At 46.0% G+C, this 21,781-nt stretch carries 17 protein-coding genes; 9 read left to right on the forward strand and 8 right to left on the reverse strand.

Translation table 11 applies throughout. The features are described from left to right. Positions 1-76: 76 nt before the first annotated feature. The 4 genes from ackA (at position 77) to AC5YB3_RS03080 (ending at position 5,312) form a co-directional block, all read left to right on the forward strand. Positions 77-1,276, forward strand: a complete 1,200-nt coding sequence (gene ackA / locus AC5YB3_RS03065; protein WP_006082161.1) for an acetate kinase — start codon at positions 77-79, stop codon at positions 1,274-1,276. Between the two features lie 113 nt (positions 1,277-1,389). Then, the gene (pta, locus tag AC5YB3_RS03070; RefSeq protein WP_494526538.1) at positions 1,390-3,543 is read left to right on the forward strand and encodes a phosphate acetyltransferase; all 2,154 of its coding nucleotides are present in this window, start codon (positions 1,390-1,392) and stop codon (positions 3,541-3,543) included. A 481-nt stretch (positions 3,544-4,024) separates the two neighbouring features. Further along, a complete protein-coding gene (locus AC5YB3_RS03075; RefSeq protein WP_006082163.1) occupies positions 4,025-4,459 on the forward strand; it encodes a nuclear transport factor 2 family protein in 435 nt (144 codons plus the stop codon). A gap of 628 nt (positions 4,460-5,087) precedes the next feature. Then, complete coding sequence (locus tag AC5YB3_RS03080) at positions 5,088-5,312, forward strand: hypothetical protein (protein ID WP_006082164.1); 225 nt, start codon at positions 5,088-5,090, stop codon at positions 5,310-5,312. A gap of 263 nt (positions 5,313-5,575) precedes the next feature. Here AC5YB3_RS03080 and AC5YB3_RS03085 read toward each other — a convergent pair whose 3' ends face one another. Then, positions 5,576-6,493 (reverse strand): class I SAM-dependent methyltransferase, encoded by a 918-nt coding sequence (locus AC5YB3_RS03085; RefSeq protein WP_494526539.1) that lies wholly within the window; start codon positions 6,491-6,493, stop codon positions 5,576-5,578. A gap of 6 nt (positions 6,494-6,499) precedes the next feature. After that, positions 6,500-7,609 (reverse strand): AI-2E family transporter, encoded by a 1,110-nt coding sequence (locus tag AC5YB3_RS03090; RefSeq protein WP_012197293.1) that lies wholly within the window; start codon positions 7,607-7,609, stop codon positions 6,500-6,502. Between the two features lie 98 nt (positions 7,610-7,707). Between AC5YB3_RS03090 and folX the strand changes: the two genes are divergently transcribed. From folX to gltS, 3 genes are all read left to right on the forward strand, one after another. After that, positions 7,708-8,070 (forward strand): dihydroneopterin triphosphate 2'-epimerase, encoded by a 363-nt coding sequence (folX, locus tag AC5YB3_RS03095; RefSeq protein WP_006082167.1) that lies wholly within the window; start codon positions 7,708-7,710, stop codon positions 8,068-8,070. A gap of 86 nt (positions 8,071-8,156) precedes the next feature. After that, positions 8,157-9,050 carry a TIGR01777 family oxidoreductase gene (locus tag AC5YB3_RS03100; RefSeq protein WP_006085415.1) on the forward strand — a complete coding sequence of 298 codons (894 nt, stop codon included), beginning with the start codon at positions 8,157-8,159 and terminating at the stop codon, positions 9,048-9,050. Between the two features lie 529 nt (positions 9,051-9,579). Next, a complete protein-coding gene (gltS, locus tag AC5YB3_RS03105) occupies positions 9,580-10,803 on the forward strand; it encodes a sodium/glutamate symporter (protein WP_006082169.1) in 1,224 nt (407 codons plus the stop codon). Positions 10,804-10,922: 119 nt separating this feature from the next. Here the strand turns inward: gltS and lepB are convergent, their stop codons facing one another. The 3 genes from lepB to AC5YB3_RS03120 all read right to left on the reverse strand — a co-directional run bounded on the left by lepB (position 10,923) and on the right by AC5YB3_RS03120 (position 15,127). Beyond that, a complete protein-coding gene (gene lepB, locus AC5YB3_RS03110; RefSeq protein ID WP_494526540.1) occupies positions 10,923-11,585 on the reverse strand; it encodes a signal peptidase I in 663 nt (220 codons plus the stop codon). Positions 11,586-11,867: 282 nt separating this feature from the next. After that, entirely contained in the window at positions 11,868-14,396 is a 2,529-nt protein-coding gene (locus AC5YB3_RS03115; RefSeq protein WP_494526541.1) for an ABC transporter permease, read from the reverse strand. A gap of 2 nt (positions 14,397-14,398) precedes the next feature. Continuing rightward, positions 14,399-15,127 carry an ABC transporter ATP-binding protein gene (locus AC5YB3_RS03120; protein ID WP_006082172.1) on the reverse strand — a complete coding sequence of 243 codons (729 nt, stop codon included), beginning with the start codon at positions 15,125-15,127 and terminating at the stop codon, positions 14,399-14,401. A gap of 52 nt (positions 15,128-15,179) precedes the next feature. Between AC5YB3_RS03120 and AC5YB3_RS03125 the strand changes: the two genes are divergently transcribed. Together AC5YB3_RS03125 and AC5YB3_RS03130 are read left to right on the forward strand one after the other, a co-directional pair. Continuing rightward, on the forward strand, positions 15,180-15,779 hold the full coding sequence (locus tag AC5YB3_RS03125; protein ID WP_494526542.1) for an arylesterase: 600 nt from the start codon (positions 15,180-15,182) through the stop codon (positions 15,777-15,779). A 145-nt stretch (positions 15,780-15,924) separates the two neighbouring features. Beyond that, positions 15,925-16,992, forward strand: a complete 1,068-nt coding sequence (locus tag AC5YB3_RS03130) for a DUF3083 family protein (RefSeq protein WP_006082174.1) — start codon at positions 15,925-15,927, stop codon at positions 16,990-16,992. 96 nt (positions 16,993-17,088) lie between these two features. On the opposite strand, the gene AC5YB3_RS03135 is transcribed toward AC5YB3_RS03130, so the two are convergent. The 3 genes from AC5YB3_RS03135 to sohB all read right to left on the reverse strand — a co-directional run bounded on the left by AC5YB3_RS03135 (position 17,089) and on the right by sohB (position 21,725). Then, entirely contained in the window at positions 17,089-17,814 is a 726-nt protein-coding gene (locus AC5YB3_RS03135) for a virulence factor (RefSeq protein WP_259529855.1), read from the reverse strand. A 7-nt stretch (positions 17,815-17,821) separates the two neighbouring features. Continuing rightward, entirely contained in the window at positions 17,822-20,374 is a 2,553-nt protein-coding gene (gene mprF / locus AC5YB3_RS03140) for a bifunctional lysylphosphatidylglycerol flippase/synthetase MprF (protein ID WP_494526543.1), read from the reverse strand. Positions 20,375-20,708: 334 nt separating this feature from the next. After that, positions 20,709-21,725 (reverse strand): protease SohB, encoded by a 1,017-nt coding sequence (sohB, locus tag AC5YB3_RS03145; RefSeq protein WP_494526544.1) that lies wholly within the window; start codon positions 21,723-21,725, stop codon positions 20,709-20,711. Positions 21,726-21,781 lie beyond the last annotated feature (56 nt).

Here is a 21,781-nt window from a genome sequence, read left to right on the forward strand (position 1 = left end):
ACTGTTATGGTAAAAACACCGCAGATCCTAATTTTTTTGAATCGTTATATTAAACACAATGGCAAAGGGTTTACACATGTCAAATAATCTGGTTTTAGTTCTCAATTGCGGTAGCTCTTCTCTCAAATTTGCCGTCATTGACGCGCAAACAGGTGACGATCAAATTTCTGGCTTAGCCGAATGTTTTGGTTTAGAAGACTCGCGCATTAAATGGAAAATCAACGGCGAAAAACATGAAGCGGCCTTAGGCGCATTTACGGCTCACCGTGAAGCAGTTGAATACATTGTTAATAAAATCCTTGCGGAACAGCCTGAATTAGCAGCAAAAATTCAAGCCGTTGGCCACCGTATCGTTCACGGCGGTGAAAAGTTCACTCGTTCTGTGATCATCGACGAAAGCGTGATCAAAGGTATCGAAGATTGTGCTTCATTAGCCCCCCTGCACAATCCTGCTCACCTTATCGGCATCCGTGCAGCCATTGCCTCTTTCCCTAAATTGCCACAGGTTGCTGTATTTGATACCGCATTCCACCAAAGCATGCCTGACAGAGCCTATGTCTACGCCCTGCCTTACAAGTTATACCGTGAACACGGTATCCGTCGTTATGGCATGCATGGCACGAGTCATTTATTCGTTAGCCGTGAAGCGGCAAAAATGCTCAACAAGCCCATTGAAGAAACCAACGTTATCTGTGCTCACCTGGGCAACGGCGCGTCAGTGACTGCCATCAAAGGCGGAAAAAGTGTCGACACGTCTATGGGCTTAACCCCATTAGAAGGTTTGGTCATGGGCACACGTTGTGGCGATATTGACCCTTCAATCATCTATCACTTAGTTCACCAACTGGGTTACACCTTAGAAGAAGTGAATAACCTGATGAACAAGCAAAGTGGTCTGCTGGGGATTTCCGAGCTGACTAACGATTGCCGCGGAATCGAAGAAGGTTACGCCGACGGCCATAAAGGCGCGACCTTAGCCTTAGAAATCTTCTGCTACCGTTTAGCCAAATACATCGCCTCTTACACTGTGCCACTGGGCCGTTTAGATGCAGTCGTCTTCACCGGCGGCATTGGCGAAAACTCAGACTTAATCCGTGAAAAAGTGCTCAACATGCTGGAAATCTTCAATTTCCATGTCGATAGCGAACGCAACAAAGCGGCGCGTTTCGGTAAGAAAGGCATCATCACTCAAGATAAAGGCACGATTGCCATGGTGATCCCAACGAACGAAGAATGGGTTATCGCCGAAGATTCAATTAAACTGATCAACAAATAAAAAATGACCTAAGCCGTTTGCTCACCCAAACGGCTTTACGCTTTACATAGCCATACTCACAAGCAAATTTGCAGAAACTCTTCTGCCAAAAACCATCGAAACTAGAGGTTTTTATGTCTCGTAATATTATGTTAATCCCCATAGGTACCGGAGTCGGCCTGACCTCCTTAAGCCTTGGGATGGTTCGCGCACTGGAGCGCCACGGAGTTAAAGTTCAGTTCTTTAAGCCGATTTCCCAACTTAGACCTAATGATAATGGCCCAGAACGCTCAACCACTATTCTGAGCAAATCGCCGACAGTGAATCCGTTAGAGCCCTTCGACATGGCCCATGCCGAAGCCTTAATTCGTGCTGACCAAACCGACGTATTAATGGAGCAAATCATTGCCCGTGCGTCCGATTGCGCCAGCAACACTGAGACCTTAATTGTTGAAGGTTTAGTGCCAACACGTAACCATCCCTTTGCCGACGATGTGAACTATGCCATCGCTAAAGCCATGGATGCAGACGTGATTTTTATTGCCACGCCAGGTAGCGATACTTCAACTGGGTTGATGAACCGCCTTGAAATCGCCTACAACTCTTGGGGCGGAAAAAAGAACAAACGCCTGATTGGCGCTGTGATCAACAAGATTGGTGCCCCCGTTGACGACGAAGGTCGCGCGCGCCCTGATCTCTCTGAAGTCTTTGATCACCAAGGTGTTCAACGCTCAGATGCGGCCAGCATGTTCCAAATGCCAGGTAAAAGCCCACTGCGTATTTTAGGCAGCGTGCCATACAACCTTGATCTTGTTGCACCACGCGCCTCGGATCTGGCGAAGCATTTAAGCGCACGCATTCTTAATGCCGGCGAAATGCATACTCGTCGTCTGCGCAAAGTGACGTTCTGTGCCCGCAGTATCCCTAATATGGTGACCCATATTAAGACTGACTCACTACTTGTGACCTCAGGCGATCGCTCAGATGTCATCGTTTCAGCCTGTCTTGCGGCCATGAACGGCGTGAAAATTGGTGCCCTGCTGTTGACGGGTAGCTACGAGCCAGAGCCAGAAATTCTTAAGCTGTGTGAACAGGCCTTTGAAACCGGTTTACCTGTGTTCTTAATCGACAGCAACACTTGGCAAACCTCGCTCAACATTCAACGTTTCGACCATGAAGTACCCGTAGATGACGCGGTTCGTATTGATCTAGTGCAGGATTATGTGGCCAGTCACATCGACCAAACTTGGATTGAAAGCGTCACTAAAAACTCGCCCCGTGAGCATCGCCTGTCACCACCCGCTTTCCGTTACAAACTCACGGAATTGGCGCGCGCCGCCCACAAGACTGTGGTGCTGCCAGAAGGTGATGAGCCACGAACCATTAAAGCGGCGGCCATTTGTGCCGAACGCGGTATCGCTCGCTGTGTGCTTTTAGGTAAAAAAGATGAAATCCTGCGTATCGCCGCACAGCAAGATGTGGTGCTTGGCGAAGGCGTGATCATTATCGATCCAGAAGAGGTGCGCGACCGTTACGTAGAACCTATGTTGGAACTGCGTCGCAGCAAAGGCTTAACGGAAGTCGTTGCCCGTGAACAGTTAGAAGACAACATGGTGCTTGGCACTATGATGCTGGCGCAAAACGAAGTTGACGGTATTGTATCTGGCGCGGTTAACACCACAGCTAATACCATCCGCCCACCACTGCAATTGATCAAAACGGCACCGGGCTCAAGCTTAGTTTCGTCCATCTTCTTTATGTTGATGCCAGATCAAGTGCTTGTTTACGGTGACTGCGCAATTAACCCAGATCCAAATGCAGAGCAATTAGCCGATATCGCCATCCAATCGGCGGAATCAGCAAAAGCCTTCGGTATTGAGCCAAGAGTGGCAATGATCAGCTACTCAACCGGTAACTCAGGCACAGGTTCAGATGTGGATAAAGTGCGTGAAGCGACCCGTATCGCCAAAGAAAAACGCCCAGATCTGATTATTGATGGTCCATTACAATACGATGCGGCGGTTATGCCAAATGTTGCTCGCTCTAAGGCACCTGATAGTCCTGTCGCTGGCCAAGCCACCGTTTTCGTGTTCCCAGACCTCAATACAGGCAACACGACTTACAAGGCTGTACAGCGAAGCGCGGACCTGATCAGTATCGGTCCTATGCTGCAAGGTATGCGCAAACCTGTGAACGACTTATCTCGCGGCGCGTTAGTCGATGATATCGTCTACACTATCGCCCTAACGGCAATTCAAGCAGCACAAAACGACACAGCTAAAGGCTAACACAGCGAAATCTGCATAGCGTTACGCACAACAAAGCACTGGTACTTACCGGTGCTTTTTTTATGCTCAAATTTAGCTTAAGCAAGGCTATCGCGCTGCGACAATGGCTCAATAGCAAAGCCAATATGGCAAAATAAGTAGACTAAATACGAGGAGAAACGAATTAAGCGGTGTGAATAAGGTGAGTAAACGGCGAAAAATATCCACAAGTGAAAGTGGAACATGGCGGAAAACTGAAAAGCGTCACTTTTTAACCAGCAGATAAAGCAAGACAATATCAGTGACTTACAAAGTATCACTGAAGTCTTCAACATAGTTTTCCACAGTTTCTGTGGATAACCTTTTTATATGCCTCCTAACTATATGCCACACTCAATAGGCTTGAGTCAACGCATTTCCCAATAGATCGCAAATAACGACAGAACTTGTGCATTAAGTCTAAAATCGCGATACTCAGAACAAATTCCAATAACTAAAACTTATGCGAACTCTATTTTTTATCTCCCTGCTGTTCCTCTTTGGTTGCGGCGATCCCTCGACGGAAGATCAACGCCAGTTATCGCCCGAAGAAGTGAGCTTAGGCTTTTTTAAAGCGATTTATGTCGATCGCGATGTTGAACAAGCCAAGCAATTTGTCGATGAGCCAATTAAACAAGTGCTCACCCATTACTATATTGCCGCCGCGGTGCAGCGTAATATGCTCGGCCTGTCGATGACCAATGTTGAAATGGAAATTGATGATATCGATATCGACTTCTTCCGTAAATTTACCAAAGACGTCATTGTCGTGATCAAAATGAAAGGGCTTAAAGGCGGTCAGCCGTGGATTGATGACAGGACCATACGTCTTCACAAGATTGGCAGTAAGTGGACTATCGTCGAGCTGATGCCAGAAAAGCGCAAAGTAAACGGTTAATCTCCCTTCTCGCTCGCCACTTTTATTGTGCATGTCTTGTCATGTGCTCAATCCTAGCGCCGATTTCAGCTAAAAAAATAGCAACCCTAAGGTTGCTATTTCAATGTGCTTGTTTTGTTACGTCCGACTCATAAGTACCGTCAGTCTAATCGTTATCGATTAGGCCTGGATCACTTCTTCTTCGCTTTCAGCAGGTAAAGACGTCAGTACATCGTCTTTCACTTGATAATAAGCATTTTCGTATTCATGAACTTCCATAACAACTCCTGCTTGATTGGGTAAGGTCGCAGAGGCATGTCATTCTATGCTGACATTTTGCCTGTGAGGAAAGGGATATATTCCGTGGGCAGCAGTATAACAAAGCCAAAACTATAATTACAGAAAACTTTCAGTTTTGTTTCTTCCTCGATAACATTTAAGGCGTGCTATCACTTATAAAGCTCAAAATCTGTCCAAAAAACTGAAACACTTTCATCTTTACAGATGATATTTAGCCGCCCATGACGCCATTTAATGCTGCCCTATATGCACAAACGCTATTAACAGAAATCGCTTACAAGCAATGAATCTAGGGAAGTATGACGCTAGCTGCTATCAATTAAGTAATGACGCGAGTAGGAGGTAAGATATGAACGCACTTATTGAGCTTGAAGCCACCACACTAACGACATTATTTAGCCACGGCGATGTATTAGGGATCCGCATGTTTATGGAACACATGAATATGCCATTAGATGTTCAGGACAGGCTTTATGATGAAATTTCCGCCCTCAAACACTTAGATCAACATCAAGTCAGTAAAGTGATTGAAACCTTTGGACAATCGCAGCTCTCTGAGCGATTAAGCTACTGACGGAGCGTTTAAGCTAATGATTGGGTGATAATATGACTGAGTGATAATTTTCTGAGTAGCCATTTGCTCAGTAACATTTTGCTCATAAACAAGTGACAGCGTAAAAAGCTAAACACTCAAGCTAGTTTGACAGCAAGGTTGCCTTGAGTTTGCACATCCATATTTGTTGCACTTTTAAAATCAGCAATTAAATTAGCCATTTAGCCTCATTAAAAACCGACAAAAAAGGCCAGTTTAAACTGGCCTATTAAGCTAAATCAAGACTAGGCTCGAGTCGATAAACGGTAACGCAGCACCTTAAGCGACTTCTCTTCAGACACATCCATAAACGCTGGCGGATTGGCTAAGCGCTCTATGTATTCGAGTGCTGGCGCCGCATCTGCAACCTGCTGGCGTAGGAAAGTGGTATCGAGCTCGGGTGCATTGAGGCAGAGTAACACTTCACCATTATCGGCAAGTAACTCAGGTAAACGCCTGATTAAACGCACATAATCCTTAGTCGCGACAAAACTGCCCTTTTGATTGCTCGGTGGATCGGCCACAATAATGTCGTAGGGACCGAGCTTTTTCAGTTTGCCCCAAGATTTAAAAATATCATGGCCTAAAAAACGTGCTCCCGCACTAAAGCCATTCAGCAAATGATTCTGTTTACCTATGCCTAATGCGCCTTTGCTCATGTCCATATTGACCACTTCATCGGCGCCGCCTTGCAATGCCGCCACCGAGAAACCACAGGTATAGGCAAACAAATTAAGCACTTTTTTATAGCGGGCATTTGCTCTCACCCACTCGCGGCCGTTAGCCATATCGAGGAATAAACCGTGGTTTTGTCCGCGCATTAAATGCACCTGAAAGCGTGCGCCATTTTCACTAACAATATGCGGCTCAGGCACTTCGCCTTGCAGCACTTGAGTAAAAGTCTCGCCCGCACTGCGGTATTGATAGACTAAATTCAGTTGGCTTTCTGGACGAATGGCCTGCCAACGCGCCGCAATAGCCTGCTGGCATGTGGCTAAATCGTCATCGGCTAAGGGAGTGAAACTGGTCAGTAATAGCACTGGCGCAAACCAATCTAAACATAGGTGTTCACAACCCGCGAAGTGTCCACCGCGGCCATGGAATAACCGCACTGCATCATCACCTAATTCAATTGTCGCTAGCGCTTGTATAAAACTTTGCATCTTCTATTACTTACTCTCTGTTGTACTTGTATCGGCTTCATCGGCATCGGAACTTGAGTTTTCCGTGTTGTTGGCCACGAACTTATCTTCAACATCGTCCGATAATAATATGGCTAACCAGTTACCACTTTTACTCGATTCGAGGGCAATTTTAACCACCATAGTCAGCGGCACCGACAACAACATGCCCACTGAGCCTAGCAACCAGCCCCAAAAAATTAACGATAAAAACACCACTAAGGTCGATAAGCCTAAGCCGCGGCCCATAAATTTAGGTTCAATCATATTGCCCATCACCATGTTGGCACCGACATATAAAAGTGCAGTACCGCCAGCAGCCGCAGGGCCAAGCTGAATAAAGGCTAATAACACCGCAGGAATGGCAGCGATGATAGAACCGATATTGGGAATGTAATTAAATAGGAAGGCGATCACCGCCCACAGCATGGCATAATCCACGCCAATAATGGTTAAACCGACACCGACGATAACGCCGGTCGCTAAGCTTACTAGCGTCTTGATCACCATGTATTGATTAACCGATTGTAAAAAGCGGTCAATCTGCTTGAGGCGCATATCGGGATCGTCCAGCGCCAAATGTAATTTCTTTGGTAACGATTGTGCTTCAAACAGCATAAAGACGATGGTTAAGATGATCAGAAATAAATTCGCCATCACATTGCCGACACCCGACAGCATATTAGTGGTCATAGACAAGGCCATGCCAGGGTCAAAATACGCTAACACTTGATCCTTCGAAATCTGAATATTGAAGGAATGTAACTTATTTAATATCCAAGCAAATTGCTCGACTAACTGCACCCGATATTGGGGTAATTGCTTGGAGAACTCATTGACTGAACTGCCGACAACCGAGGCTAACCAGAGGCCCATCAACACAATAAATCCCATCAAGAGGATCACCGCAAGCCATTTAGGCACACGGAATTTGGTCATTAAACCAATCGCGGGATTACAAATCACCGCCAAAAAACTGGACAGCACAAACGGCACCACAATCGGGCTCGCCGCCTTAATCCCTGCCAAAATAATCACTACAAAGGCCATAACCGCAAAGCCACGGTAAGCTGCGGAGGGCGCATTAGGTCGCGTCATTTATTAAAAATCCTTCTTGATCTTAGATAAAATTGTTAGGCTAACCCGAGAACACACTTAACCTCAGAAACCTTAGCTTAAGATAGCCATTTGCCATTATGAAACCAGAAACCGCGATTATACGCATTAAAAACTTAAGACTTCGTACTTTTATCGGCATTAAAGAAGATGAAATTCAAAATCGCCAAGACGTGATCATCAATGTCGTGATCCATTATTGTGCCGAGCGTGCCCGTAACAGTGATAATGTTGAGGATGCACTCAATTACCGCACTATCACCAAAAAGATCATTGAGCTGATTGAGAATAACCGTTTCTCATTACTCGAAAATCTTACCAGCCAAACGCTGGCCATCGCCAGTGAGCATCCTTGGGTTGAATTTGCCAGTGTCGAAATCGACAAACCCCATGCCCTGCGCTTTGCTGATTCAGTCTCTATGGAGTTGTGTTATCAGAAATAATCTCGCTAGAAATACCCAGACTAAGTGATCGTTGCACACCGTATTTCGGTATATATCCTCAGAGCTCAACCGATAAGAGAGGTTCCATGAATATACTGATCACTGGCGCAAGCGGCTTTATTGGCCGCCAATTAGTCGAACGATTGGCGCCCCATCATCAACTGACGTTATTAACGCGCTCAGTGCAACAAACGCAGAGAATACTCGGTAATCAGCACCATTACCTTGAGAGCCTCGATGCGCTGAGCGACCTGAATCATATCGACGCCATAGTGAATCTTGCGGGCGAGCCGATCGTCGCTAAGCGCTGGAGCAAAAACCAGAAGCAGCGGATTTGTGATAGCCGTTGGGATATCACGGCAAGATTAACTCAGCTAATACAGCAGAGTAGTAATCCGCCTAAGATCATGGTGAGTGGTTCGGCAGTGGGTTATTACGGTCGACATGATGATAAATTGCTCGATGAATCCAGTGGTGCCCATGTTGAGTTTAGCCATGACATCTGCCGAAAATGGGAACAAGAAGCGCTTAATGCAAATACTGAGCAAACCCGCGTCTGCATTATCCGTATCGGGATTGTGTTAGGAAAAGGCGGCGCATTAGAGAAAATGCTACCGCCCTTTAAGCTCGGACTCGGTGGCCCAATTGGTCATGGACGTCAAGGCATGAGCTGGATCCATGTGCAAGATCTCATCTCCCTTATCGACTTTTTACTCAGCCAAGAACATTGCAAAGGCGTATTTAACGCCACTGCCCCCAACCCAGTCAGTAACGCTGTGTTTACCAAAGCACTTGGAAAAGCACTCAATCGCCCTGCTCTTATCACGACCCCTCCGCTTGCATTACGCTTGGCTATGGGTGAAATGTCAGAGCTGCTGACCGAAGGACAGTTTGTTTATCCTAAACGCGCCCTCGAAGCCGGTTTTCAGTTTCAATTCAGTGACCTCGACAATGCCTTAACCGACGTGTTAGCCAAATAGGCTAGAACGCTGATGCTAACAATCCCGCGGAATCTTGCTGTAAACATCGACATATTCGGGCGCTAATGCGCACGAATTTCGGTGCTAAGGCTTGCAACATGTTGACGTAAGCACAAGCGCTACTTTAGCAACACTAGAAAAACAATATCATAACATCATGATTTGTAATGTGATTTAGCGACAGCGCGACACTTTTCTGCTAAACTCGCCTCCATTCGGTCATAGGAGGCACGCATTAATCACCTCAACCTTGACCACAGATAGACTCAGCAACACCTCATAAATAGACAGTTATTTATGCTCAAGAACAGGCTATTTAATCTGCTGTTCTTGGCCTGTAAACCATAAAACGAAACACACTCGCGCTCACTCATCCTTTAAATTTTTATCGGATTGACACTGATCTGTCCTCGACATCAAGCGCTTAACATCCAGCATTAGCAGGTACTTAATAACAAGATGGGTGACTCCTCAATGGGCATTGTGCTCACTGAAATGCCCACACTAAGACAGTTTGTAAGGAATTTTCATGCACACGACCTATACGATTGGCGAGCTAGAATCATTTTTAATTGCCATTTTCGTGCTGTTTATCGGCCACTCCATCAATCGCCATGTACGTGTCTTTAGGCAATATAATATCCCCGAACCCATAGTGGGTGGCCTCGTTGTCGCCGCGGGTGTCGCATTTCTTCACTTTCAAAATATCAGTCTCGACTTCAGCTTATCGCTGCAAAATACCTTAATGCTGATGTTTTTCAGCACGATTGGCCTCTCGGCAAACTACAAGCTGTTACTCAGCGGTGGTAAAAAAGTCTTTATCTTTCTGGGTGTTGCCTCGATTTATATTGTTATCCAAAACGCCGTCGGCGTCAGTTTAGCCAATCTGTTAGGGCTAGACCCGATTATGGGCCTTATTGCAGGGTCAATTACCCTGTCGGGTGGCCATGGAACGGGCGTCGCTTGGTCACAAACCTTTGCGGAAAACTACGGTATCAATACTTTAGAGTTTGCCATGGCCGCGGCGACCTTTGGTTTAATCATGGGCGGGATCATAGGTGGCCCCGTTGCGCAGCGATTAATCGGTAAACATAATCTTGTTTCTCGCTATGGGATTGGTCGCAAGCATCACAGTGAACATCCGCATTTAGTGACTTACGATCAGTTAGAAGAAGATCAAGTCACAGCCAAAACCATATTAGAAACCCTGTTTGTACTGCTGCTGTGTGTTGCAGGCTCAAAATGGCTCACGCTGTGGATCAGCCAATCGGGCATAGCTTGGCTCAAAATGCCCGACTTTGTTTATGCTCTCTTCCTTGGCGTTATCATCGCCAATATCACTGAACTCACCCGCGGCTATAAGCCCCATACTGAAAGCATCGATGTCATAGGCACAGTCGCTTTGTCACTGTTCCTTTCTATGGCTTTGATGACCTTAAAGCTATGGGAGATTTTTGATTTAGCCATCCCGCTGCTAGTCATCTTACTGGTGCAAACCGCAGTACTGGCGGTGTTCGCCTATTTCGTGACATTCAAAGTGATGGGCAGTAATTACGATGCGGCGGTGATCACCGGTGGCCACTGCGGCTTTGGTATGGGCGCAACGCCAACGGCGGTAATGAACATGGGCGCGCTCGTCTCGCGCACAGGGCCGTCACCCCAAGCCTTTATGGTTGTGCCTATCGTCGGCGCTTTCTTTATCGACATCGTTAACTTGATTGTCTTGCAGGGCTATTTGAGCTTTATGAAGTAGTAGCTTTCAAGTAATCATTTTTAAATCAATCATTGCTGAATCAATCAGCTAACAAAAGGGCGCCTCATTCGGCGCCCTTCTTTATGGAGCAACATCACGAATACTAGAATCCGCGCATGCTAAAACTCGCGCATAAGGCGCTCAGGTCGAGGCAAGTAATGATCAGCATAATCAAGGGAGAAAACCACTGAGCTTGAACGGCCTACAATCTCATCGCGTGGCACAAAGCCAATGACCCGAGAATCAGCGCTGTTATCTCGATTATCACCCAGCGCTAGATAATGCGCGTCTGGCACAGTGACAGGTCCAAAATTGGCGAGCTTTGAGGGGACAGGATTAAGGCGAATACTGTGGGCCATACCGAGTAAGTTCTCCTGCATTTCGGTGACATCAGCGGGAGCATAAGGACTCAATGCTTGGGATGAGTAACTAAGGGGTTCGCCATTCAAATACAAACGATTATCCCGCATCATCACAGTATCGCCTGGCACAGCAATCACCCGCTTAATGAGTTTTTTATCGGCCTTTTTCGAATCGAACACCACGATATCACCGCGGGCGGGATCCGCAAGTTTGACTAAGGCGATATGGGTAAATGGCACCCTAAGATCGTAGGCTATCTTGTTTACCAGAATGCGATCGCCCTCGACGATAGTCGGCAGCATAGAACCCGATGGCACTGTATTCCAATCGGCCACAGCGCTCCTGAACACTAACATTAAGCTGATAAACAGAAAAAAGGAGCGGTTCTCCTTAAGCAGTTTGGTTATTCCTTTGAACATATATTTCCTCTCTATGGCATGTATAAGCTAGTCGCTGTTCTCAGTTAGATAGACCCATTGCGTTGCACTAAGTTCTGTTGCTACCAGCTTAGGCACAGATCAATTTGTAAGCCGATGTAAAGACGCATGTTCATGCTCATATTCATATTCGAGTCATGCTCAAACTCAGCAGATTAAGCCTGACAATAAAAAGCACTGAGCTTATGCGGCATCAGTGCTTTTTATTGTTAACGCTGTCTATTTTAAGTCATAAACTCAAGTGTTAGCCCATGCAAGCAACCACTAGCTGCCCGCCTTTAATAGCTCAGAGCAAGATTGGCTAAGCAATTGTCGGCAACGCCACACCCCAAGTAAGGCCACGATTAAGGCGCCAGAAACAGGGGCGATTCCCCACCAAGGCCAGTGCATATACACATTAAGCTCAAACACTTGCGTCTTAAGTAGATATAACGCAAATTCAGCCACAATGACGGCTAACACGCCCGCAATACCGCCAAGCAAGGCAAACTCTAAACCCGTTGCACTGCGCAATAGCCATCCCGAAGCGCCAAAGGTACGCAGCACAGCCAGTTCGCGCTGCCGAGTTGCCATGCCCGCTTCAGTTTGTGCAATCAATACTAACGCACTGGCCAGTAACACTAAGGCCAGCACTAAGGTCAGCGACAGCGACACTTGCTCTATGATCTGCCGTAACTGCCCCACCATAGCGCCCACATCGATGATCGATATGGTCGGGAACTGCTGAATAAGCGCAAGGATTACCGCATCCTTAGGCGTACCATCGGCACTCAGTGCTTGGCCGTTTGTTGCTGGGTCATTTGTTGACTGGTCATTCGTAGCTTGCTGATCATTCAGATAGAAACTCGCCATCGAGGTATAAGCAAAGGGCGCGAGGGCTTCTTGGGTGAAAATCATAAAGAAGTTCGGCTGCAGCGTTTCCCAGTGCACGGCACGGATACTGGCAACCTTAACTGTGAGCTCTTGATTATCAATCACATAAGTCAACTTATCGCCAATGCCAATACCTAAACGGTCCGCCACGCCAGATTCCACCGACACTTCATCGGCCGCTTGATTAAAATGCCCCTCTAACAGTTCGTTGTTAGCAGGCAGCGTATTACGCCACGTTAGGTTTAACTCGCGGGAAATACCCACTCTGCCCTTTTCACCCGCTTCAGACTGTTCATTCGAAATCAGCACTTCGCCGTTAATTTGTGTTAAACGGCCACGGATCACAGGATAAATATCCGTCGCCACTATCCCCTTAGTCGTCATAAAATCATTTAAGGGCTTAGCATCGTCGGGGGCAATATTAACAAGGAAGTAGTTAGGTGCATTTTCGGGCAGCTGCTTTTGCCACTCGTTGAGCAAGTCTTGTCTTAACGCCAGAATCGTCAATAGCAATACCAGTGCGGCGCTAAATCCCACCAATTGAACCGCATTTTGCCGCGCACGACGTCTGAGCCCTGCCAGTGCCAACTGTAAGGGATTGGTGGTCTTCATGCCGACACTGTGGCCTAAACGTATCATCACAAAGCCAAGCACGCTTAACAGCACACCGAGCAGCAACACCGCCGCGACCACAGTCAGAGTCAAAGCCCAACTTTGGGAATACAAATAGCCCAGTAACGCCATCGCCCCTAAGCTCAAAAGCAGATGCAGCCACATCCCCAGTTGTAGGCCTTCTAACTGACGCTGTAGCACTCGTAGTGGCGGAATGGCCAGCAAACGCATTAGTGGGTAAGCCGAAAACATAAAGGCGCTGATAAGCCCAGTGCTGATGCCGAGCAATAAGGGGCGTGTAAGTGGCGGCGAATAGGCGGCAATTTCGGGTGGCAATAAATAACTGATCCCAAAATCGAGTAACACACCACCGACAAGGCCAAGCACAATCCCCATTAACGTCACTAACAATAAGTGAGTGCCGAACAACAACCGAATTTGCTTTGCTGAGGCGCCAAAGGTTTTCAGCATGGCCACCACATCGTAATGGCGCTGGCAATAACGCTGGGCGGCAATGCCTATCGCGGCGCAGGCCAGTGCAATGCCCATCAAACTAGCCAGCAGTAAGAAGCGCTCAGCTCGCTTAACCGCTCCCGCTATCGGCGAGTCACCGGATTGCACATCGACCCAACGCTGGGTGCTATTGAGAAGCGGTTTAACACTTTGCTCAAAGGCCGTAAGCGAAGCTTCATCGCCAGCAAATTGATACAGATAGGTCACGCGGCTGCCCGGTTGAATCACTCCCGTTTTGGCGACATCTTCCATGCGCATTAATACCACGGGCGATGAAGCAAAAGGATTAAAACCCGCGTCGGGTAAGCGGCTGATCTCATTGCTGAGCACAAATTCGCTGTTACCTAGTTCGATGGATTTGGGATAACCGAGGAGTCCACCTAAGCGAGTCTCAAACCAGATTTCACCCGCTTGAGGTAAAGCCTTGGTTTTACCGCTGGTGAGTTCAATGTCGCCCTTGAGTGGATAACCCGTTTCAACGGCGCGAACTGTGACTAACTGAAACTTATCACCCGAATAGACCATGGAATTAAATTGCATGTTCGTCACATGCTTAAGCCCAAGATCTTCGGCTTTGGTTAAAATCGCCGCATCAATTTTAACCGGCGAATCGATAATCCGATCGGCGGCAATAAACTGCGAAGCTTGGCCAGTGATCGCCACTTGCAGCCGTTCACTCACCCGCGCCAGCCCACTCACAGATAGTACCGCGAGCGTAATAGCGAGGATAATCAATAACAATTGCCCTTGCTGTAACTCGCGCTTAAACAGGCGCCATGCCAGACTTAACTCCATTGTTAAGCCTCCTTAGCATCGGCGAGCGGTGCTGTGTGCGCCGTATCTTCCTGTAAATGGCCGTTATCCATAACCAGCTGCCGCTCACAACGCTTGGCCAATAGTAAATCGTGGGTGACGAGGATAAGAGTGGTGTGGCTTTCTTGATTCAGCTCAAACAACATATCGGCAATTTTATGGCCGTTGACGCTGTCCAAGTTACCCGTGGGTTCATCGGCAAACAGCACTGTGGGCTCACAAATAAAGGCACGGGCAATCGCCACCCTTTGCTGTTCTCCGCCCGATAATTGTTTGGGTAAATGGGTCAAACGATGGGATAAACCGACCCGCACCAGCATGGCTTGGGCTTTTTCCTTAGCATTGCTCACGCCCGCAAGCTCGGCGGGTAACATAACGTTCTCCAGCGCGGTTAAGGTATCCACTAACATAAACGATTGAAAAATAAAGCTGACCTTCTGTTTACGCAGCGCGGCTTTTTGCTCTTCATTCAGTGGGGATAACGCCACGCCATCGAGCCAAATTTCGCCAGAGGTAGGCGTATCAAGCGCCGCAAGCAGCCCGAGCAGAGTAGACTTGCCCGAACCCGACGGGCCAAGAATGGCCACACTCTCACCTTGCTTGACATCTAAGTTAATGCCCTTGAGGATAGTGAGCGTTCCTTCCTGAGTAGTCACTGATTTTTCGAGGTTAACAACATTGATGGCACTGTTTTTTAAGATGACGTTAGACATAGGATCCTTCTTATATAAATCATTCTGGTATCAATCGCTAAGATTAAAATCAATGGCGAAGACCCTGGGGGCATTCATCCTATTGAGTGTATTCATGGCCACGCCAGCGCACGCGGCAAAGGTGTTGATCCTCGGCGACAGCTTAGGCGCTAGCTATGGCATGGCAGAGCAGTCAGGCTGGGTGGCGCTGCTGCAAAAAAATCTGCCCGAACATCAATTTACTAATGGCTCAGTGAGCGGCGAAACCACAGCTGGCGGCTTACGCCGATTACCCGCCTTACTCGATTCCGTCGCCCCCGACCTTGTGGTCGTTGAACTGGGTGGTAATGATGGTTTACGTGGATTCCCCCCAACGCAACTTGAAAATAATCTAATCCAAATCATTACCCTAGCCAAAGATAGCGGCGCAAAAGTGCTGCTGACCGAGATCATGGTACCGCCTAACTATGGCCCTCGCTACACCCAAAAGTTCACCCAAGTGTATCAAGACATATCCAAAGCACAGGATATCGTGTTGATCCCCTTCTTTATGCAGGATATCGCGCCCCATCCAGAATTAATGCAGCGGGATGGCATTCACCCCAACGAAAAGGCGCAGACGCAGATAGCAAATTGGATGCAACCATGGATAGAAGATGCGTTAACCCAATAAAATAGCTGCTATTTTAAGCTGTCGAACAGCTTACTTAGCTAAACTCATGCTCAACGGATAAAAACGTGTTCTAACGCAAGATTAACCCTATAGATAAACAGTAAAATTCGTGTTAGCAAATGGTTAACTCAAACAAGGAGTCAATATGTCCCTTAGCCATCAGCAAAAAGTGTACATACCCAAGGAAGCCCGTACCAATCAATACATCACAGCCGAAATCAAGGTGACGGATGAACTACTGAGTCAATATCCTGATTATCAAAGCTGTTATCAAACCTTAAGCCGTTTGATATTTAATTTGGCAGAACAACACGATCTGCGTAATGTCCACGTGATCACTAACGATAAACTGCCTGTTGTCCGTTACCATACCGAAGCATATTGCTTCCAAACCACTGAACAAATTCTATTTTTTTATAATCCAGCCTACCACGAAGCCCAAAATTTATTCTCGCAAGAAAACTATCGCGCCCGTAAACTGCGCATTGTCTTCCTTGCCACGGGTGAAGATATCCGCAGTAATTCCGCCAGTTTCCACATTAGAGTGCGCGAATTACTGACAGAATTGATGCCTTTAATGCCGATAAGCGATCTTAAAGTTAAGGTCCGCGACCATCAGCATTTATCCTATGATCTGTTCGCAAAAGCCAAGGGCTATAAAGAAACCTATGGCTATAAACTGCGTGCCATCGGCCCAAGATATAAAGCCAGAAAGTGCGAATTACCAGAGAACGTCAGCTCTCTCACTTATGTGACAGTAAGCTTGCCACTGAGTCGCAAGCTTAAGCAGGGTTTATTACCTGACTCAGCAACCGACTTTACGCCTTTATATCAACACCTTGAAGATTGCTTCCTCAAAGCGGCAGCCAACAGACAACTGACGCGTCTTGCCATGATAGCAAACGGCTTAACCCCGCTGGTGCGTAACAGTAAGTTTGAAAAACTCGACAGCAAAGCCGAAGTACAAATGATAGGGTTCGATCCTAATGCGACTGAGCAACAAGTGATCCGTCGCTGGAATGCCGATAACTTAGTCGAAGCCGCGCACTTCACCATAGTCGCGGGCACCAAAGACTGTGATGATTCAGGCTTCGGACGCTTTATGAACAATGTCGAAACAGCCCTGAAGGCCTTCGCCGCAGATATCGGTGTAGACCCAGAGCGTGAAGATCTCGTCGTACGCTTCCATCAACATATCAGCTATCAAATCTGATTTAACGCGACATTCAATTCGCGAAAACCCAAAGGGCGCATTAAGCGCCCTTTTCTTTCTGAATGTATTCAAGCTGATATCGGTGATGGGTATAACTTAGCTTTTCAACCAATGCTTTATGATAGTCACAACTTTATCGTAATCATCATCAAAGCTATGGCCGCCGTCTAACTCCATCACAGTCACATTAGGCTGTTTTACTACTGGGCACAAATGCTTAGGGGCATCATCGTCTTTGCCATATAAGCACAGCATAGGCACTGTCGTCTGCTTATTCACCTCTGGCAACGTCAGATAACTCGCGGACTCATTGCTAGACGTGACGATTTCACTCACATGCACTTCAAAATCCGACGTCTGCGAAGGTGACAATAACACCCCGCCGAGGATCTTATGTCGATACTTAAGTGGCAGATCATTAAGCACAAAAGGAATAATTTCGGCGCCAAATGAATAGCCAACCAATACCACCTTTTGTGTGCCAAATTCGGCCTCGTACTTATCGATAATGGCCATAGTATCTTGAGTCACATCCTTGGGATCTTTTTGTTTCCAGTAGTATTTTAGCGAACTCCACCCCACCACTGGCCAGCCCTGCTGTTGCAATAACTGGCTCACACCTTGATCTAAATTAGCCCAGCCACCATCGCCACTCATAAAGATGACTAAGGGCGGCTTTTTCGCACTCGCTTTGTCATTTGCGCTGCTAACGACCGGCAGAAATGTCAGGCCGAGTGAGTCTGCAAAGTCATCGGCTAAGACACTAAAGCTACAGCAAAACATCATCATAAGGCTTAGTATTTTCACAAAGGATTTATTCATCGTTCACCTACTTTTTAAATACACCGGTTGCACCACGACTCGTTAATGTCACTAAACTGCCCACTACAATTGGCAGAGATAATCCGCCACAACAAATCAAATACTTGGCCTCCCACGTTGGATTAAATTTATCCTTGTACCTTCTAAGTCCTTGAAAGTTATAAAACTTATTACCCTTCTTATACACAACCTTCGCTAGCTTAGTCCAAAATGGCACTAACGCTCTGTCGGTCAAGCCTGACATAGGCGCCATCCCGAGATTAAACCTCTGATAGCCTTGCTGTTTTCCCCATAGCAATAGTTCAGTAAACAGAAAATCCATGATATTACTGCTCGATAATTTAGGCTCGTAACGCATCAGATCGACAGAAAATTCAACCTGAGCAGCACTCGCCCAAATATTTGAAAACGCCACGAGCTCACCGTTTGCATACACTAATGCCATAGGTGTCGAGCACAGATAAGCGGCAGAGAAATAGCCGACAGAAAACCCCTTTTCGCGCCCTTGCTTCGCCTTTAACCAAGTCAATGATATGGCTTCTAATTGCGGCAGTATGGCCCTCACTTGGCTCGCCTCAATCACAGCAAAACTTAAGCCTTCACGCTGCGCCTTGGCATGACTCTGGCGCAAACTCCGATAGCGACTCGACGATAAGTCAAATTGGTCAAGCTGAACAATTGCCTCCTCGCCTAGCTTATATAAACCTAATCCTTGCTCTAAAAAGCTCGGCAGGTATTTTTGCGTCACTTGATAAAACACCGGCCAACCGTCGTAGGCATCGCATAACTCCCTAAACTGCCACAATAAATCATCAAATTTATGTTGATTACCAATTGGATCGCCCATTACCACCCAGCAATGTCCAGCCCTTGCATACATAAGAAAGGCGTCTTTATCCTCATTAAATAGGATTGATTTATCTTGCACTAAGGCTAAATAGCCATGACTGCTCGGCGACTGCGTGACAATCTCCATCGCCTGTTTTAATGAAGGCGTGTCCAGTTGTGGTGATTTAAGCTGAGTACGAGACGAAAAATAGCGCACGGCAAAGGTAAGCACGATAAAGATAGCAATCGCTCCTCCTCGCAATGCTCGCGATACATGGCTATCGGGGGAGAAGGTAAACCAGAGTGAATGATCATAATCAACATCTTGATAGGAGAAAAATAATACCCAAATCATCAAGAACAAGGCAGCAGAAAGTGATAACAGCCAACCCAAAGAGTATTTAATCCCAACGACTGAACCCTTCCGATAAAACAAATTCTCACATGGCAACATCAATGCGTACACTAATCCTATCGCGAGTGATATTTCCCATTCCGCGCCCTTAAGCATAATAAATAACATGCCCACCAACAGCAGTTTTTTCGTTAATTCAAAGGCATTATGGTAGCGTTTAAATAATCCATGGGATAACAACAATAGCAAGACACCACTCACACTCAAAATGATGCTCGATATTTCGATGATCGGCAGCGGTACTAACTCACCTAACCAGTGATACTTATGAATAATAGAAGGGTTAACCACTGACAAGAGTAATAATAAACCTGAGCTAAATACACTGATACTCAGTAGCGGTGGTAACAGTTGGCGGATAAATGCAATTCGAGTATTTAATTTTACAATTTTATCTTTATTTGACAGCGCGATCGTAATAACAAAGTATGCCAAAGAGATTAAAAATGGAATAATGTAATAAATGATCCGATAGACAATAATGGCGCCGAGGATTTGCTCAACCGGTAAATATTGCGATAAGGCCACAGTCACGACGGACTCGAACACCCCAATACCACCCGGCACATGGGCAAGCACACCAAGCGCATTCGCAACAAAGAAAATACTTAAGACCTGTATATAGCCCAAATTTTCTACCGCGGGCAGTAAGCTATAAAACAAGGTTCCTACGACAATCCAATCAAGTGAAGACACCAACAACTGTCTTAAAGATACAGATAACAGAGGTGGCGTAATTTCAAAGCCACGAAAGTTAAATGGCTTTTTTCGTAGCACACTCATCAGTAAATAGCCCAATACACTGAGCAGCATGCCAATACCGATTACTGTCGTTAATGGAAATAGCCATGTTGGCAAAGGTAAGGCTGATAATTTTTCAGAGGGAAAGCATACCAGTGCAATACCACAAATAAAAAAGAGTCCGAGGAAGAATGTCACTGAACATGAAATGACTATTTGAGTGATTTTATTACCACTTAATCCAAGTTCGGAATAAAACTTATATCTTATCGACGTCCCCGTTAACAGAGAGAACCCAATAGTATTGGAGAAGGTAAAACCTAAAAAAGAAATAGGGACTATTTTACGATAAGGTATCTCCTTGTCGACATTTCGAACGGCAATAAAATCGTACAAGGTTAATAAAGAGTAACTACCCACGGTTAGCAGCGCTGCACATAACAACTCAACAAATGAAAAACCTTTAACCTCTTTAATAATGTCACTTAATTGATATTCTTGCTCTAAATTATAAAGCAAGAGTAATGAGACAGTGAATATTATAAGGCTAATAAACACCCGCACTCGTCTCCCCATGTTAATCTCCAGCACCTAAGACTGATTCAGCTAAGGTTATTTAACGTCAACATTGAAACAGCATTAAAAATTAATTAACTTTAGTTTAATTTTTAACACCACTTTATCGACGGGATTTTTAACATAGGGATTTTTCATTCGCAATGGATTTACGCATTTGCTGCATGACGTTTTATTAATGTGCTTAACAAGCTGATAGCAATAGTGAGTTAATGATTTTAAATTGAGGGGGGATAATATAAAAGCCAAAAAAATCTGCAATAGATACGCAGCTTGGGGCGTTAAGCCAAACAAAAAAGTGTGAATACTCAAAAAGTATTCACACTAGATTCCGTTACATTGGACGGTTTTTCTCGATAAGACGATTAAAAATGGCATTCACAGATAAAGAGGCGCCATGGGCAATTTTATCGGCAAGTTTCTTTCTCACCTGATAACGCATCTTATACACAGTGCGCTCTGCGGCAAGTGACATAATCACATCATCACTGGTCGAAATCGCATCAACTAACCCTAATTCAATGGCTTGCTGGCCGTACCAATGCTCGCCAGTAGCCACTTTCACTAAATCCAACTCAGGGCGATATTTACCGACAAACGCTTTGAATAAGACGTGGGTTTCTTCGAGTTCTTCTTGAAACTTCTGTCTTCCCTCATCGGAGTTTTCACCAAACACTGTCAAAGTGCGTTTAAAATTACCGGCCGTATGTTGCTCATAATCGATTTCATGCTTTTTCAGCAAACGATTAAAGTTCGGCAGTTGAGCGACAACACCAATTGAACCAACAATTGCAAAAGGCGCCGCATAAATTTTATTCGCAACACAGGCCATCATATAACCGCCACTGGCAGCCACTTTATCAACGCAGACTGTTAGCGGAATTTCGGCTTGGCGTAAACGGTCAAGCTGGCTAGAGGCTAAACCATAGCCATGCACCATACCGCCACCACTTTCGACATTAACAACCACTTCATCGCCTTTTTCCGCGATAGCTAAAATGGCATTGATTTCTTCACGCAGTGACGCAACCTCAGCAGCATCGATACTGCCCTTGAAATCGATCACGAACACTTTGCCCGTGCTAGTATCATCAGCAGCTTTGTCTTTCGCCTTTTCTTCAGCCTTTAATTGCTTTTCATAGGCTTTGAATTGCTTCTTTGAAAGGAGTTCTTCTTTTAAGCCATGCTTCAGTTCTTCTAACTCTTCAGACAGGTTAGTGATCCTCAGCTCGCCCTTATCTGACTTATGTTTAACAGTGGAAGCCAACACCACAATAATAACCGCAACGATTGCGACCACTATCGTGACGGCTTTCGCCAAAAACATTCCATACTCGTATAAAAATTCCAAAGTGCTCTCCGTTAGGGCGTTACATCAATCAGTCAATTGCGCGCTATTCTAACAGC

This window comes from Shewanella sp. 1311 (genome assembly GCF_059338235.1).

What these genes read in the sequence shown, in the direction of transcription:
- AC5YB3_RS03090 (WP_012197293.1), bottom strand. Translation starts at nt 7,609, where the DNA reads ATGACGCGACCTAATGCGCCCTCCGCAGCTTACCGTGGCTTTGCGGTT.
- AC5YB3_RS03135 (WP_259529855.1), bottom strand. Translation starts at nt 17,814, where the DNA reads ATGAATAAATCCTTTGTGAAAATACTAAGCCTTATGATGATGTTTTGC.
- AC5YB3_RS03080 (WP_006082164.1), top strand. Translation starts at nt 5,088, where the DNA reads ATGAACGCACTTATTGAGCTTGAAGCCACCACACTAACGACATTATTT.
- AC5YB3_RS03115 (WP_494526541.1), bottom strand. Translation starts at nt 14,396, where the DNA reads ATGGAGTTAAGTCTGGCATGGCGCCTGTTTAAGCGCGAGTTACAGCAA.
- AC5YB3_RS03130 (WP_006082174.1), top strand. Translation starts at nt 15,925, where the DNA reads ATGTCCCTTAGCCATCAGCAAAAAGTGTACATACCCAAGGAAGCCCGT.
- AC5YB3_RS03125 (WP_494526542.1), top strand. Translation starts at nt 15,180, where the DNA reads ATGGCGAAGACCCTGGGGGCATTCATCCTATTGAGTGTATTCATGGCC.
- lepB (WP_494526540.1), bottom strand. Translation starts at nt 11,585, where the DNA reads ATGTTCAAAGGAATAACCAAACTGCTTAAGGAGAACCGCTCCTTTTTT.
- pta (WP_494526538.1), top strand. Translation starts at nt 1,390, where the DNA reads ATGTCTCGTAATATTATGTTAATCCCCATAGGTACCGGAGTCGGCCTG.
- AC5YB3_RS03100 (WP_006085415.1), top strand. Translation starts at nt 8,157, where the DNA reads ATGAATATACTGATCACTGGCGCAAGCGGCTTTATTGGCCGCCAATTA.
- AC5YB3_RS03120 (WP_006082172.1), bottom strand. Translation starts at nt 15,127, where the DNA reads ATGTCTAACGTCATCTTAAAAAACAGTGCCATCAATGTTGTTAACCTC.
- folX (WP_006082167.1), top strand. Translation starts at nt 7,708, where the DNA reads ATGAAACCAGAAACCGCGATTATACGCATTAAAAACTTAAGACTTCGT.
- AC5YB3_RS03075 (WP_006082163.1), top strand. Translation starts at nt 4,025, where the DNA reads ATGCGAACTCTATTTTTTATCTCCCTGCTGTTCCTCTTTGGTTGCGGC.
- mprF (WP_494526543.1), bottom strand. Translation starts at nt 20,374, where the DNA reads ATGGGGAGACGAGTGCGGGTGTTTATTAGCCTTATAATATTCACTGTC.
- ackA (WP_006082161.1), top strand. Translation starts at nt 77, where the DNA reads ATGTCAAATAATCTGGTTTTAGTTCTCAATTGCGGTAGCTCTTCTCTC.
- gltS (WP_006082169.1), top strand. Translation starts at nt 9,580, where the DNA reads ATGCACACGACCTATACGATTGGCGAGCTAGAATCATTTTTAATTGCC.
- AC5YB3_RS03085 (WP_494526539.1), bottom strand. Translation starts at nt 6,493, where the DNA reads ATGCAAAGTTTTATACAAGCGCTAGCGACAATTGAATTAGGTGATGAT.